This is a genomic window from Xylanibacter brevis ATCC 19188, assembly GCF_000621725.1.
In the GTDB taxonomy this organism is placed as follows: domain Bacteria; phylum Bacteroidota; class Bacteroidia; order Bacteroidales; family Bacteroidaceae; genus Prevotella; species Prevotella brevis.
Genome location: NZ_JHXM01000022.1, coordinates 44,976 through 60,716, shown reverse-complemented (window position 1 = coordinate 60,716; position 15,741 = coordinate 44,976). Strand labels below are relative to the sequence as shown.

Below are 15,741 nucleotides of genomic sequence, written 5' to 3'. Positions count from 1 at the left end.
TAGATTGCTTTCTTACCCATGAAATTTATTCTCCGATGAATTTCTTAATGGTTTCCAGTAGCTCCTCAACTTTGAAGGGCTTTGCCAGGAAAAGATCGCATCCGGCAGCCTTTGCTTCCTGGATATTCTCGTTGAAAGCATAGGCACTCAGTGCAATGATAGGGGTATCGGGATTTATCTCTTTGATAATGCGGGTCGCATCGAGACCGTCCATTTCGGGCATACGGATGTCCATCAGAATGAGATCGGGTTTCTCCTCTTCGTTCAGCGTCACAGCCTCAATACCGTTGTGAGCTCTAAGTAGGCGATAGCGCTTCTGAAGAACGATGCGCACCAACTCGTAGTTGCTCTCCTCGTCTTCAGCTACCAGGACTTTCTTCAGCTCTGACTCGTCCTTGCGGTTGCTCACGCGCAGTGTGCGCATATTCTGTGTTGTGGTGCGGCCGGTCATGCTCATTCCACCAAAAGAACCGTGGAATGGCAGTGTAAAGGTGAATGTAGAACCTTCACCTAATTTCGACTTCACGGTGATACGTCCGCCCATCTTCTCTACGATGATGCGACAGAGTGCCAGACCTAGACCATAGCCTTGCTGTTGCTCGGCATCCTTTGATGCATAGGTATCGAAGATCTTATCGATGAACTCTGGCGAGATACCAGAACCTGTGTCACTGACATAGAACTCAATAGTAGAACCCTCGTTGATCAGGCGGTAGCCGTATGTGATAGTGCCTTTGGGCGTGTGCTTCAATGCGTTAGAGATGAGGTTTGAAAAGACTTGCGTCAGGCGGTTTTCATCGGTTGTCATCACCACGGGCATGTTAGGCTTTGTCCAGGTCAGGTTGACAGACTCTGAACAGCGGAACTTGAACAACTGCTTAATGCTACTCATCAGACTGTTGAGGTCTGTGGATGCATTCTTGATAACAATTTCACCTGATTCTACTCTTGAAAGGTCAAGAATCTCATTGACGAGACTTAGCAAACGACTATTGTTGCTCTCAATGATTTCCATGTAAGTCATTCGCTCATCGAATGAATCTGTCTCAGCCATAATCCTTGAAAAGCCTTCAATGGCATTCAAGGGGGTCCTGATTTCATGAGACATGTTTGCCAGGAATAATGATTTCATGCGGCTGGCCTTCTCGGCTTTAGCTGCTTTTTCCTCATATTCCTTCAATTTTTTGTTTGCCAATTCTAACTCCTGGTAGGCCATGTTAAGTCTATGACTCGCGTCGGCAAACTTCTGTTCTAATATTTCTTTTTCGTCGTGACTCATTGTCGATTTTGCGCTGACTTACTATCTATAGATAATTCTGTATGCAAAATTAATGCTTTTTTTGAAAACTAGCAAAAAATAATTGTGTTTTTTTCAAAATTTATCCTCTTTTGGCCTTTTCCCACGTTCCACTTTTGTTGTGCCCGATTAAATAGAATATGCCTTTGAAGACGTTTAGGTTCATGAAGAGGAAATAGTAGGGGGTGTAGAGTAGGCGGTGCTTGCGGCCTTTCTGAGCCAACCACCATCCGAAAAAGGCTGCTGTGTAGAATGCTAATTGAGCAGCGGCTAAGAGGTCGTAGATGAGGCCTGCACGATAGACTGTCAGCATGATGCTGATGGGAATTAAGAGCATCATGGCTACTGGCGTGAGGCTCCAGCGCAGTACGCGATGGGAAATAAACTGGAATGCCACTTTGGGGTGGGCGAAAGGATTCATCAGACTGCGCAGCCACCAGATGCTTTGCAGTCCGCCAGCAGCAATTCTACGTTTGCGTTTCGATTCCTCGTTCATGTCGGCAGAACCATATTCCATGGCGTAGGCCTGATGGGTGTAAGCGATGCGATGGCCATCTTTTACCATGAGCATGGAGATCATAAAATCGTCGAGCAGCGCATTTGAGGGCGCTTCGTGATAGTCGCTCATCTTGATGGCAAACAGTTCACCGGCGGCTCCCATTGCTGAATAGAGTTCGCTGTCCCAGCGTTTCAGAGTGCTTTCGTATTTCCAGTAGAGACCTTCACCTTCAGACGCCACTTGTCCGTATTGTCGTGAGGCAACTCGTTTTTCACCAGATACGCAGCTCACGTTGTCCTTCATGAACTGTCTCACAACCTCGCGGATGGCATCTGCGTTGAGCATTGTGTTGGCATCAGTGAAGATCACATATTCGGCATCGTTGTGATCCAATCCATGTTTGATGGCAGCAGCTTTTCCCAATCTTTCTGGTCGGAATACTACCTTTACGTTGGGATAATTCTGCAATTTCTCGAAAGAACTATCGGTACTGCCATCGATGACCCACATGACGGTCAGTTTGTTCTGAGGGTAGTTCAGGCGAGCAATGTTCTCCATCTTCTCTTCAATGATGTCCTGTTCGTTGTAGGCGCATATCATCAGAGTGACATGAGGAAGCAGTTGCTCATCGGAAGGTAAAGAGGGTTCGGTGTTTTTGAACCCCATTAACCGCTTGATTTTCAGTATGACAAAAAGAAGGGCTCCGTACCCTACGTAAGTGTAGAGTACGAGAGCCAATAGGATCCAAAATATGAGTTTTAGTGTAAGCATATCGGTGCTATTTGTTCACAACCACCTTGTGTCCGTTGACGATATAGAGGCCACGTGGCAGACTGTTTAGTTCGTGCGCATTTCTCAGTATCTGGCGTCCGTCTAGCGTATAGACGTTGAATGTCTTGGAAGCTGTGACTGCCTGAGGCGCTATGTCGGTAGTGATGGTTTCTGCATCCATGTTGCCATAGAACGAAACGGTGAAATTGTCGAAGCAGCACCAATAGTTTGATGGCATGTTGGTAGTACGAAGTCCGATCTTTAGGTCGTTGCCGTTCTGTGCAACCGATGTGATGATACTATTGCTATAGTAGCCTTTGGCAAAGTATGCACTTGATGAGGCCATGTCGTTAGGAATAAACTTACTGCTCACCTGTATGTCGCCTGCAGCAATTCTTTTATCTTGCGCCTCCGAGGCGATATGCGCTAACTTTTGGAACTTTGTACCTGCATAGATTACCACAGACGAGTTGTTGGTGCCTGCTATAAAGTCATTGTAGGCCGTAGCTGGAGCACCAGGGCGACAGAAGCCTTGTACGTTGACGGAATAGTTGCCAGCAGGCATCTTGCGAAGTGTCTGATTGATGTCGAACGTCTTCTGGAAGAACTCAGCGCATGAATTGTTAATCGTAGGTTCCACCGACCAGCCATCGTTGGCGTCGAAACCCGGGTTGGCAATCATGAATGTCAAGTCGAATGGATGCTTGGCATCTGTTGGGGTCACATTACAAAGGAATTGATAGGTGGCCTGCCTGATATCCTCGGTCAACGATGACAGTTCTGTGACATTGGTACTATTCGTTATTATGCTGTCAATGGTTTGGATCGTCTTTATGAAATTAGCGTCGGCATCCTCTTTGAGTTCCTGGTGAGGAACGTCTAGAAACGTCCTGACTTTCTGTAGGTTAGCGTATATCTGCTGCTTAAGTTCTTCAATTGCGGTTGTCTCTAAATTGCTCAGTTCGTCGGCCTTGAGAATCAGCCAGCGTTGTGCTTTTGCACCATTTGTGATATCGAATTTCGTTCCACTAACACTTCCTGTGTTTGTTGCTGTCAATGTTTTAGGTGTCCATGTGCTATTGGGGCTAATAAGCCAATAGCCGCGTTTGGCATTGTTGCCAGTGCCAATATCTACTCGGCCTTTCATCACGTGGAAGTCTTCAGCGCTTCCGGGTTCTGCGGCATCTGTGGTGCGAAACAATAAATTGTAGGTGAGATAACGACCAGTGGCTACGTTGCGGAACTGATAGAATTGGTTGTCTGGTGTAAAGGTGATGTACCATGCCAGACTATCGTTCTTTGCAGCGTCCTGAGCACTTGTGACAATGTTCTTGAGTGTTCCACTCTCGTTGATGCCAAGATAAGATGTGTATAGACCGCACTCGCTCGACTCGTTCTTCAAATAGTACTTGGTGTCATCTTCCTGATTGAAAGCGTAGTAGGGCTCAGCAAATAATGACTCTGTATGCTGAAGTCCATCCTCGCCTAAGGCTTGGCATACCAGTCCGTTGGCAATATAAAGCGATTCAGAACCGTTGTCCTCATCCGCACCGTTGATGCCGAATGGCCACAAGTGCTGATAGTCGCCATTCAGAGTCGCCGTATTGTTGTTGGCTAGAAAGCGCATGAGCTCCGTGACGCGTTCACCCAGCCATAAGCCTGTACCATATCCGTCACCATTAACGCCTGAACGCAGCGTGTGGCGACTCCATTCTGTATCATTCCAAGGTATAACGCCAATACCGTGAAGCATCTCGTGGAGAATGGTTCCGGTACGTTGATATGAGGTGTTGCTGCCCACCCGAATCCAGCCGCCATAGGAACAGTCGGCTGTTTTTACGCCGGCATCGTATCCAACTTTCGATGAAAAACCCTTTATCTCTGTCAGATTGTTCCAATATTCAACAGCCTTCTCTGATGCCTGCTTGATGCGGTTGTATGTGGCCTCGTCGCCGCCATTTCGCATCTGAAGGGTGATGGTGCCCATCGGCAGTGTGTAGAACTTGATTTCTTCTCCATAGCCTACAGTACCATTGCTTGCCTTTGCATAGGCTCTCATGTAGTATTTTGTGGCAGGGGTTAGGTCTTTCAGCCAATAGATGCCAGCCTGCAGTTCTTTTTCGTGAGCGGGTAGGGCTGTCGTAGTTGTATTGTCTTCTATCGTAGGTTGAGGATGCTCACTCCAGCAAATGCCTCTTTCGGAAATTGATGTACCTGTTGCAGCTTTTGATGATTGGATGCGTGCGAATGCCATAGTAGCACCGCGTGCAAAGCGTGGATTAGTTTCTACGGTAGGAGCCTGAGCGTGAATCTGCTGCAGGGAGGCTACGATGAGCGCAAATGTAGTTAGAGTACGTGTTAGTGTCATTATCTGAGTTTCAGTTAGTAAAAAGTTCGTGAGTGCAAAGGTACGAAGTTTTTTTTTATTATCCTAAGGTACGAGAGAAAATAAAATAGCACTCGCGCGAACAATAATATATTATAAAAGCGGGTGGGAGTGGGAAAGTAAAAATCGAAAATTGTCACGTCGGCTTTGCAATTTTTCCTTATTTTGTTTGGCAATATCCGAAAAATCACGTAACTTTGCGCAAAATAAAACAAAAATATTATTGTTAATCGTTATAAAAAACTAACTTTATGAGTCAAAAAAGAGTTTACCTCTTCGGTAATGGCAAGGCCGAAGGTAATGCAAAGATGCGTGAGGAGCTCGGCGGCAAGGGTGCAAACCTTGCTGAGATGAACCACATTGGTGTTCCTGTTCCTCCAGGTTTTACAATTACTACTGACTGCTGCAATGAATATTATCAAGTAGGACAGCAGAAGATTATGGAGCTGCTGAATGATGACGTAATGGCAGCTGTAAAACATATTGAGAACTTGATGAACTGTAAGTTCGGCGATGCCAAGAACCCACTGCTGGTTTCTGTTCGTTCTGGTGCTCGTGCTTCTATGCCTGGTATGATGGATACTATCCTGAATCTGGGTCTGAACGACGAGGTGGCAGAAGGTATGGCTGCTAAGACCAACAATCCTCACTTCGTATATGACTCTTACCGTCGTTTCGTACAGATGTACGGTGACGTAGTGCTGGAGATGAAGCCCGTCAACAAAACTGATATCGACCCATTCGAGGAGATCATCGAGAAGGTTAAGAAAGAGAGTGGTGTCGTTCTGGATAAGGACCTTTCTGTCGAGGATCTGAAGAAGTTGGTTAAGCTGTTCAAGGCTGCCATCAAGGAGCGCACCGGTAAGGACTTCCCCAATGATCCTATCGAGCAGTTGTGGGGCGCAATTTGTGCTGTGTTCCGTTCTTGGATGAACGAGCGCGCTATCCTCTATCGTAAGATGGAAGGTATTCCCGACGAGTGGGGTACAGCTGTATCAGTAATGGCTATGGTATTCGGTAACATGGGTGATACCTCTGCTACTGGTGTATGCTTCAGCCGTGATGCTGCCAATGGTGAAAACCTGTTCAACGGTGAGTATCTGGTGAACGCACAGGGTGAGGACGTTGTGGCTGGTATCCGCACACCACAGCAGATCACAAAGATCGGTTCTCAGCGCTGGGCTGAGCGTGCTGGCATCTCTGAGGCAGAGCGCGTTGCTAAATATCCTTCAATGGAGGAAGCTATGCCTGAGATCTATGCAGAACTGAATAGCATCCAGGATAAGCTGGAGCACCACTATCACGATATGCAGGATATGGAGTTCACCGTACAGGAGGGCAAACTGTGGTTCCTGCAGACACGTAATGGTAAGCGTACTGGTGCCGCTATGGTGAAGATTGCCATCGACCTGCTCCACGAGGGTATGATTGACGAGAAGACTGCCATCATGCGCTGCGAGCCTCAGAAGCTCGACGAGCTGCTGCACCCCGTATTCGATAAGAAGGCCCTTTCTCAGGCTAAGGTGATCGCACAGGGTCTGCCTGCATCTCCTGGTGCTGCTTGTGGTCAGATTGTGTTCCACGCTGACGATGCAGAAGCTTGGCACAACGATGGACATAAGGTAGTACTCGTACGTATCGAGACCTCTCCTGAGGATTTGGCTGGTATGGCATCTGCCGAGGGTATCCTGACTGCTCGTGGTGGTATGACCTCTCACGCTGCTGTTGTGGCTCGTGGTATGGGTAAGTGCTGCGTTTCGGGTGTAGGTTCGCTCAATGTAAGCTATAAGGACAAGACCGTAGAGATTGACGGCGTTGTATATAAAGAAGGTGACTACATTTCTCTGAATGGTACCACAGGTCAGGTTTATGCTGGCGAGGTGCCCACAAAGGCTGCCGAGCTCTCTGGCGACTTCAAGGAGCTGATGGATCTCTGCGACAAGTACACCAAGCTGCAGGTTCGCACCAATGCTGATACACCTCGTGATGCTCAGCTCGCTCGTGAGTTCGGCGCTAAGGGTATCGGTCTGACTCGTACTGAACACATGTTCTTCGAGGATAAGAAGATCATCGCTATGCGTGAGATGATTCTCGCTGACAGTGTTGCCGGACGTGAGAAGGCTTTGGCTAAGTTGCTGCCTTATCAGAAGGCCGACTTCAAGGGTATCCTTGAGGCTATGGACGGTCTGCCCGTTAACATCCGTCTGCTCGATCCTCCTTTGCACGAGTTTGTTCCCCACGATTTGGCTGGTCAGGAGACAATGGCCAAGGAGATGGGCGTTAGCGTAGAGGATATCAAGCGTCGTGTTGACTCTCTCGCAGAGAACAACCCAATGCTGGGTCACCGTGGTTGCCGTCTGGGTATCACCTTCCCCGAAATCACTGCTATGCAGACCAAGGCTATCCTGGGCGCTGCTTGTGAACTGAAGAAGGAAGGAAAGAATCCTATGCCAGAGATTATGGTTCCTCTGATTGGTACAATGTACGAGCTGAAGCAGCAGAAGGAAGTCATTCAGAGCGCTGCCAAGGAAGTATTTGCTGCTGAGGGTATCGAGGTTGAGTTCGAGATTGGTACGATGATTGAGATTCCTCGTGCTGCTTTGACCGCCGATCGTATTGCTGAGGAGGCTCAGTACTTCTCATTCGGTACCAACGACCTGACTCAGATGACCTTCGGTTACAGCCGCGACGATATCGCTTCGTTCCTGCCTGTTTACCTTGACAAGAAGATTCTGAAGGTTGACCCATTCCAGGTACTCGACCAGAAGGGTGTAGGCCGTCTCATCAAGTTTGCCGTTAAAGAAGGCCGTGAGGTACGTCCTGACCTCCGCTGCGGTATCTGTGGTGAGCATGGTGGTGAGCCCAGCTCTGTGAAGTTCTGTGCTAAGATAGGCATGAACTACGCATCTTGCTCTCCCTTCCGTGTGCCCATCGCACGTCTCGCCGCCGCCCAGGCAGCTGTCGAAGAGTAAATATTTATCCTACATAATGTTAGGGACCTGCTCATAATAGGGCAGGTCCCTTTTTTAGTTTAGAAGAAGGCTTCCGGCGATTGTAGAGTGAAAATGTTGCAGAAAATGCGATATTTTGCGTTTTTGTTTGGCGGTTCAGTATTATTTCAGTATCTTTATAGCAGAATTTGAGGAAATATCATTTTGTTCATAACCTCTGCTACGGTTTGGCGTACCCTTGTCTTACTTTTACAGGAAAACAAAGAAATATGGACAACGAAAGAGGACAAAGTTTGATAACCAAATATGTCTGGGTGATAGAGACCATCTATCGCAGACGTAAGATCTCGTTCAAAGAACTGAACGAGCTATGGCTTCGCGATGACATTAGCAGAGGTGTGGATATCCCCAAACGTACCTTCGACAACTGGCGTTATGTTATCTGGGATATGTTTGGCATCAACATCGCCAATGAAGGACGTGGCGAGTACCGTTACTACATAGAGAACGAGGAGGACATCAGCAAGAACGGACTTCGTTCTTGGCTATACAACACCTTCTGTGTAAGCAATGCCTTGGCGAACAGCCAAAGCATTAAAGACCGCATCATTTTGGAGTACGTGCCGTCTGGCCAGGAATACTTACAATCCATTATAGAGGCCATGAAGGAGAATCGTGTCCTTAATATCACCTATTACAGCTATTGGAAAGACGAAGAGTACACCTTCGATGTACAACCATACTGTGTAAAGTTGTTCCGACAGCGTTGGTACATGGTCGCTCGAAGTACCTATTCATATTATTACAAGAAAGGGCCGCGCATCTATTCTCTGGATCGTATTAAATATCTTCATACAACAGATGAGACATTTGAAATGCCAAAGGACTGGACGGCAGAGAAGTTCTTTGAAGGCTGTTTTGGTATCATAGCCGAACAATCTGTTAAGATTCAACCAGTCAAGCTGAAAGTATCAGCAGGACAAGCCAACTACATTCGTAACCTAAAAATGCATGAGTCGCAGGAAGAGATTGAGCGTAACGAAGAGTACAGTGTTTTCACCTTTAATCTCCGTCCAGAGTTTGACTTCCAGCAAGAACTTCTCTGGAACGGTGAAGATATGGAAGTGCTGGAACCTCTCTGGCTCCGTAAAGAAATTGCCGGAAAGATTAAAAGAATGTGGAACAAATACAAGGAGGACAAATAAATGAAAGATTTGAGTAAGAGAGAGCAGGGTGAAGCTCGTTTCGACTCTGCCGAACGGAAAAATCTTCGAGCAGGGCTCAAAGATTTTGCAGCAATAGATTTCGAAACAGCCAATAACGAGCGTTCTTCGGTTTGTTCTGTTGGAATAGTCATTGTTCGTAATGGTGAGATAGTAGATTCGTTCTACTCTCTCATCCAGCCAGAGCCAAACTATTATAACTACTGGTGCAGCCAGGTGCACGGCCTTTGTCAAGAAGACACCGAGGATGCACCAGTATTCCCGAAAGTCTGGGCACAGATAGAACCCCTGATTAAGGGCTTGCCCCTGGTTGCCCACAACAAGCCTTTTGACGAAGGTTGCCTAAAGACCGTGTTTCGAGTATACCAAATGGATTACCCTGATTATGAGTTCTACGACACACTGTGCGTTTCGCGGCGCGTACTCCCTAATTTAGAAAACCACCAACTCCAGACTGTGGCAGAAGCCTGTGGCTATAAGTTAGAGAATCATCACAACGCGCTTGCTGATGCAGAGGCATGTGCATGGATAGCAAGAGAGATACTATAGTTTTCAACTTATCCACGCTGCATTATTATCATCAATAGAGATAAAAGATAAGAAGAAAAATAAAGAATTATGGAAGAGTATAATAAACTTATTCAAGAGAAAAACTTGTTGGATGTATTTGAGAAATACAGCGATTTACAAATCAAATACAAAAAAGAAGACAGGCATTATATTGATGTCAAAATTGAACCATATATTATTTGTCTTGAATACAATTGGAAGCAAGAAATATGGATGTCAATCCTGCATACAATATTTGATAAAAATGATGAAGAAAGAGATTATCCAATATTTCCCAATGCAGAAGATGTAGGACGCCTTATCTATGATAATATTAAATTTGTAAAGGGAAAGTATGTTATAAATTGTTCTGTCGATTCGTGGTATCAAGATGTAGAGACAATTTTGTCAAACATAAAGAAGAACAGACCTACTCTATATCACGTACTTGATAATAGTACTTTGAGATTTCCAGATGGAATGATGAAAACAAGAAGAACAGATTGGAAAAGTCCAGCACGATTAATCGATATTCATCAAGAATCTGAGAAAGGGTTCGTTCAAGGAATAAAAAAAGAAGAGCAGTCACTATATGATAATTCGCATTATTTATTTGGAAGTAATGGAACATACGTGGGACCTGAGGAGAAGTATTATGTACTAAAATTCAAAGTTCTTCGTCCAGGGCAAGAACTATTTCAACCTATCAACGAGTATATTAATGTTGAAAAGTTGATTAGAGAATACTATCTTCCAAAGATGCAAAGGGAAAGGATGTCATCTAAGCTTTTGGGAAAAATTAACCAAAGGATTACCAATCTGAAATTGGATGTTGTCACTCGAGATTTTAACAAATATGGTGCAGTTTCAATTAACGCAACCTACAAACCCATTGGATTTGATTCTTGGGATGATTATTTAAAATCAATTATATAAATAAGAGTATTAAGAAAAAAGTAATTGCTGATTCAAAAGCCTGTGCATGGAGAGCAAGAGAAATATTGTAATAAGCATATATTTATGACGATTGACCCGATAAAGCTCATAAAAGAGTTCATTCACGATTATCTACATGATAATTTGGACGAATTAGTTATCTTCCGACTGTATGATCTAAGAGAAGACGAGAAGTATGGTTGTCCCAATCGGAAGTTCGATTCGGATGACACTAATATAATGCGTGCAATCTATTGTGTTTTATTCTCCGACGCATGGCAAGGGCTGACAATGGATACACTCGAAGATTATACCTTCAGAGGTGATACTATGAACACGTACAATACGATGTTTGGAAGACCATGTAATGATTCGCTTCATCCTGGATTAGATAAATTCAGCCCGTCTAGTGAACTTATCACAAAGGTGGAATATTTCCAAAACTGTGTATGTGGCACCATTGGCAATATGTGTGTCCTGCCGAATATTGGGCATAAATACAACGGTGAGTACGAAACATTGAATACTTACCGAGGATGCCACTATATCTGGCATGACTTCTTCGATCAATTCCTTGTTGCTTTAGAATCCGTGTTGGAGAAAAAAGAAGATGCGGACTATCCTCTTCAGAAACATATAATGCTTAATGAGCAGGCTTTTCGCCCTTATATGAATGATGATGGTATTACACGCCTATCCCAAGCCTTGCTGTGGGAAGACTACCTTAATAAGGATGGAAAGCCCTTTATATCATCTAAAGGTTTCTTCTATTGGAGGAATTTTGACATGACTGCTGATAATTATTTGCTTGAAGCGGAACGCTATGTAGATTTTGCTACAAGAGTCATCCGTCATAGAGCAGAAATTATGGTTAAGAAATTAAAGATTAAACTATATATGAAACACAGAACAATTGACCCAGTGGCAATTAAAGAGTTGACTTGCTTAGATTTTCATATTCCATCATATCAACGCGGTTACAGATGGACCACGCAACAGGTTAGCGAATTACTTGAAGATATTGAAGATTTCTGCGAAAAGGGAGCAAAAGGTATTTACTGTATACAGCCGCTTGTAGTGAAGGAACACGGCACTTCCTGGGACGTGATAGATGGACAGCAACGACTTACCACCATCAATATCATTCTTTCCTGTTTAAATCAGGAAAAGTATAAGCTGCAATATCAGACAAGGCCCAAAAGCCAGATGTTCCTCAGCTATATTCTCAATCGTACGGAAGAGGAAGCCAAGGAGAATATCGACTTCTATCACATGATTGAGGCACGTAACTTCATTCTTCGTTGGAAACAAGGTAAGGATGAAGAGTATATCAAGGAATTCACAAAAATCTTGTTAGACAAGGTTAAATTCATATGGTATGATACGGATACACAAGACCCAATTGAGGTATTTACTCGTTTAAACATTGATAAAATACCGCTTACTTCAGCAGAACTAATTAAAGCTATCCTGCTTAACCGTTCTAACTTCCCGTCAGACGATAACTATGAGAGGATTCGGCTCATACAACAGGATATCGCTTCACAATGGAACGAGATAGAAGCCATGTTACAAAACGATGAATTTTGGCTTTTCTTTCATGATGATACTTATACACAAGAAACACGAATTGATTTCATCTTTGAATTGATGTGTAGCCAGCGTGTATTGGGTGAGCCGACAGAGGATATTGGCACCGACCAATCTCGTGTATTTCGCTATTTTTATGGTTATTTTCACGATTCAAAATACAGCGAAACGACGCTAAAAATTGTTTGGGAAAAGGTTAAGAAAATATATAGCACACTCTATGAGTGGTTTACGCATCTTGAACTTTACCACTATATAGGATACTTGATGGCTCGTCCTAAGGAATCCACACGACAGAAAGGAAACCCCGCAGCCCAGCAAGCACTACTCTTCAAATATCTCACTGAATGGAACAAGCCAGGCATGACTATTGGAAAGTTCAAGGAATATCTCATTGGTGAAATCAACAACACGCTGAATGATTGCGCAGACCTTGGAAAGATTTACGAACTGAAAGGTTGCCCGAAGACACAATGTCGACCACTATTGCTCCTACATAATGTAGAATCGGTCATCCAACAGGGTCTGATCGTGCAGAAGGAGTATGGTCAGAGTGTCTTTACAAAATTCCCGTTCAATCTTTACAAAAAAGAAAAATGGGATGTAGAACACATTGACTCCAATACTTCTAATGAACTCACAAGTTTTAATGAGCAGAAGGAATGGCTTCTGACAACATACATTATCTCGACTGATGAACAAAGGAAAGACATAAAGAACTTCTGTCTTAATATGCAGGACAACGATAATGAGGCAGAGCGTAAGCGTATTTTTGATAAACTGGCACAGGAGATTCTTCCAGAAGGAAATGCTGAAGAATATCTCGACGAAGAAGAAAAAAACATGGTATGGAACTTCACTCTGCTAGACGAAAGTACGAATAGAAGCTACGGAAATGCAATCTTTCCTGCCAAACGTCGCACCATCATAGGGAAGGAACAAGGCGTGTATTATCCTATACCTACATTTAATAAGGAAAAAGGCTTTGAGGTTCCCGTGGAGCGCAAAGCCAAGTCTGCCTTCATTCCACCTTGCACGAAACAGGCATTCATGAAATATTACAGCCCTACATCCGGAAGCATGGTGGCATGGACTAAAAATGATGCCGAAGCTTATCTGAAGAATATTTATCGTATCTTATCCCAGAAATTCAAAGTTAAAGACTATGTTTCAGACACTATATAATATACTGCGTCAGCAACGCATCGAAATTCCCATTATTCAGCGCGATTACGCTCAGGGACGTGAAAATAAGGTGTATCTTCGTGAGCGCTTGCTCGGGAAGATGATTAAGGCTCTGCAAGATAAGTCTGGCAAAGATACTTTGAGCCTTGATTTCGTTTATGGCACAAATGAACATGGTGCCATGTGGCCATTGGATGGACAGCAACGTCTAACTACACTGTGGCTACTTCACTGGTATCTTGCCGTGAGGACAAATAACCTTGCCTCTGCAGAGGGGTGGCTCAGTCAGTTTACTTATGAAACCCGTACAACTTCTCGCGATTTCTGCAAGAGTCTCTGCAACATGGATACGGAGGCCTTCAATCAGAGTGGCATGAAACTCGTGGATTTCATTAAGGACCAGACATGGTTCTACTCCAAATATAAGCAAGATCCTACTATACAGGGAATGCTCCGGACGCTGGGAGGAACGAATATCACAAATTCTGAAAACGTGGACATTCAAGATGGTATAGAGGAGTTTCTTGCTGACGACAATAACTGTTCTGAGTATTGGGAGCGATTGTTAGCTGACGATTGTCCAATTTACTTTCTCTTCAAGGACATGAAGGATGAGAATCTGCCATTATCGGATGATCTTTATATAAAGATGAATGCCAGAGGAAAACAGCTGACGGACTTTGAAAACTTTAAAGCAGATCTTATCGGATATGCTCCAAACGAGGACAAGCCCAACGAAAAACTTTTCAATCATAAAACAGCTTCGCTCATTGACAATGAGTGGACGGATGTGTTCTGGAAAGAAGCGAGTTCTAAGGGTATCTTTAAGGTGGATGACATATACTATAAGTTCTTGCGTCGCTATTTTCTTGACAGGCTGATTGCCACGACATCCCGTAACGTACAGGAAACGCAACAGATTAATCTGTATCAAGACCTCTATAAAGGCAAAGAGAACTATGATGGACTAAAAGGATATGACGAGGTACTAACATCAGAAACAATTAATTCTTTAGAAAAGCTGTTTGCTCGTTGGAATGGAGCGAAGATTGCTCCTTATTGGGAAGAAACCGACGTTTTCGCCTTTATTCCAGAATATGTTGTCAAAGAAACAGGCAAAGATGACGAGCATACAGTTGTGGAGGTTTCATCTATTAGTCAAAAACAACGGGCTGTATTCCATGCAGTTTGTTGCTATTTTGAATATAATGAGATATTCAACAAAGAACAATTTGAACAATGGATGCGCTTCGTATGGAATGTCGTGGAAAACAGCAGCTTGAACAACGAGGAAGCAATGATTGGTGCTATTCGTTTATTTGAGGAACTGCGTTCCAAAAGTGATAATATCTTGCAATTCCTCGCTTCTGATGAAAAAATACGATCTAGTTTCGCGGCAAAGCAGGTGGAAGAGGAACGCTTCAAGGCTAAACTGCTATGTGGTAAAAATAGAGAAGAATGGCTAAAACTCATAAGAGAAGCCGAGGAAATGCAGTTCTTTAAAGGAAACATCGCTTGTTTGCTCCGTTATGATAGCAAGGAATTCGTAGAGGATATTGAATGTTTCAAAGTGAAACTCTTGCATGCAAGTACTTACTTTGATGACAAAGAGGTCAGAAAGGAATATGCGCTGTCACTCACAAAAGCTTTAATCCGTATAGCTCATCACTGGGAGCAGCTCGTCGAACAATATATTTATGACACCAGTGCTGATGCCTGGAAAGAAAAAATACTTCATAGCACAAATCCAAATTACTATAAGGAAGTACATACACTCTTGACAGCAGATAACCTTGATGAGCTTGACTTTATAAGCATTGAGGACGGAGAAAGGGATTGGGTTAAATCAGCCAATCATATTAAAATGCTATTCGCTGAAAGCAAATTCTTAGAGGAAGAACCATACTATCGTTATGGAAAAATCGTAAGTAATGGATCTGAATGGAGGCTTCACTGGACTGCAGGTGTATTGACATTCTTCCCATATAGAAGGAACTATGCCTACTGTTTCGATTGGATTGACACAGATAGTAACTACTCTTTCCGTCGAAATATTATGCTGTCGCATCCAAACATAGAAGTTGATTCTGATGTAAATTCATGTAACCAAGGAATATTCTGGAATTGGAGAGTGTATTTCAATTACAATGGAAACTCGTTCATGTGGGGATATGACAATATCATATATCTCCTTAATCGAATAAATGAACCCAAGAAAAGAGATTCAAATCATAAGAACGAAAGAGATGACAAATACTTCTGTATTCACATGAACGAACTGCCTGATATTTCGCAACAAGGACTGCTGATCCGACTAACACATCTAGCAGAAGAAGCTTCAATGTGATTACGAT

Annotated in this window: 9 protein-coding genes; 6 read left to right on the top strand and 3 right to left on the bottom strand. The window is 43.8% G+C overall.

Features of this window, described 5'->3' with window-relative positions:
* Window positions 1-25 precede the first annotated feature (25 nt).
* The 3 genes from T433_RS15345 to T433_RS15340 all read right to left on the bottom strand — a co-directional run bounded on the left by T433_RS15345 (window position 26) and on the right by T433_RS15340 (window position 4,935).
* Window positions 26-1,279 carry an ATP-binding response regulator gene (locus T433_RS15345; RefSeq protein WP_081778483.1) on the bottom strand — a complete coding sequence of 418 codons (1,254 nt, stop codon included), beginning with the start codon at window positions 1,277-1,279 and terminating at the stop codon, window positions 26-28.
* 100 nt (window positions 1,280-1,379) lie between these two features.
* Window positions 1,380-2,567 carry a glycosyltransferase family 2 protein gene (locus T433_RS0111615; RefSeq protein ID WP_027455912.1) on the bottom strand — a complete coding sequence of 396 codons (1,188 nt, stop codon included), beginning with the start codon at window positions 2,565-2,567 and terminating at the stop codon, window positions 1,380-1,382.
* A 7-nt stretch (window positions 2,568-2,574) separates the two neighbouring features.
* Window positions 2,575-4,935, bottom strand: coding sequence for a hypothetical protein (locus T433_RS15340; protein WP_155808496.1), 2,361 nt, complete (start codon window positions 4,933-4,935; stop codon window positions 2,575-2,577).
* Between the two features lie 269 nt (window positions 4,936-5,204).
* On the opposite strand from T433_RS15340, the gene ppdK reads away from it, so the two are divergent.
* From ppdK to T433_RS0111580, 6 genes are all read left to right on the top strand, one after another.
* Window positions 5,205-7,925 (top strand): pyruvate, phosphate dikinase, encoded by a 2,721-nt coding sequence (gene ppdK / locus T433_RS0111605; protein WP_027450503.1) that lies wholly within the window; start codon window positions 5,205-5,207, stop codon window positions 7,923-7,925.
* Between the two features lie 248 nt (window positions 7,926-8,173).
* A complete protein-coding gene (locus tag T433_RS0111600; RefSeq protein WP_044109839.1) occupies window positions 8,174-9,109 on the top strand; it encodes a helix-turn-helix transcriptional regulator in 936 nt (311 codons plus the stop codon).
* Window positions 9,110-9,202: 93 nt separating this feature from the next.
* Window positions 9,203-9,676 carry a 3'-5' exonuclease gene (locus T433_RS0111595; RefSeq protein ID WP_027455910.1) on the top strand — a complete coding sequence of 158 codons (474 nt, stop codon included), beginning with the start codon at window positions 9,203-9,205 and terminating at the stop codon, window positions 9,674-9,676.
* Window positions 9,677-9,745: 69 nt separating this feature from the next.
* On the top strand, window positions 9,746-10,612 hold the full coding sequence (locus T433_RS0111590) for a hypothetical protein (RefSeq protein ID WP_027455909.1): 867 nt from the start codon (window positions 9,746-9,748) through the stop codon (window positions 10,610-10,612).
* Between the two features lie 291 nt (window positions 10,613-10,903).
* Window positions 10,904-13,387, top strand: coding sequence for a DUF262 domain-containing protein (locus tag T433_RS0111585; protein ID WP_162164202.1), 2,484 nt, complete (start codon window positions 10,904-10,906; stop codon window positions 13,385-13,387).
* A complete protein-coding gene (locus T433_RS0111580) occupies window positions 13,368-15,734 on the top strand; it encodes a DUF262 domain-containing protein (RefSeq protein WP_027455907.1) in 2,367 nt (788 codons plus the stop codon). Before T433_RS0111585 ends, T433_RS0111580 begins: the two co-directional genes overlap by 20 nt.
* Window positions 15,735-15,741: the final 7 nt, after the last annotated feature.

What these genes read in the sequence shown, in the direction of transcription:
- T433_RS15345 (WP_081778483.1), bottom strand. Translation starts at nt 1,279, where the DNA reads ATGAGTCACGACGAAAAAGAAATATTAGAACAGAAGTTTGCCGACGCG.
- T433_RS0111615 (WP_027455912.1), bottom strand. Translation starts at nt 2,567, where the DNA reads ATGCTTACACTAAAACTCATATTTTGGATCCTATTGGCTCTCGTACTC.
- T433_RS15340 (WP_155808496.1), bottom strand. Translation starts at nt 4,935, where the DNA reads ATGACACTAACACGTACTCTAACTACATTTGCGCTCATCGTAGCCTCC.
- ppdK (WP_027450503.1), top strand. Translation starts at nt 5,205, where the DNA reads ATGAGTCAAAAAAGAGTTTACCTCTTCGGTAATGGCAAGGCCGAAGGT.
- T433_RS0111600 (WP_044109839.1), top strand. Translation starts at nt 8,174, where the DNA reads ATGGACAACGAAAGAGGACAAAGTTTGATAACCAAATATGTCTGGGTG.
- T433_RS0111590 (WP_027455909.1), top strand. Translation starts at nt 9,746, where the DNA reads ATGGAAGAGTATAATAAACTTATTCAAGAGAAAAACTTGTTGGATGTA.
- T433_RS0111585 (WP_162164202.1), top strand. Translation starts at nt 10,904, where the DNA reads ATGGATACACTCGAAGATTATACCTTCAGAGGTGATACTATGAACACG.
- T433_RS0111580 (WP_027455907.1), top strand. Translation starts at nt 13,368, where the DNA reads ATGTTTCAGACACTATATAATATACTGCGTCAGCAACGCATCGAAATT.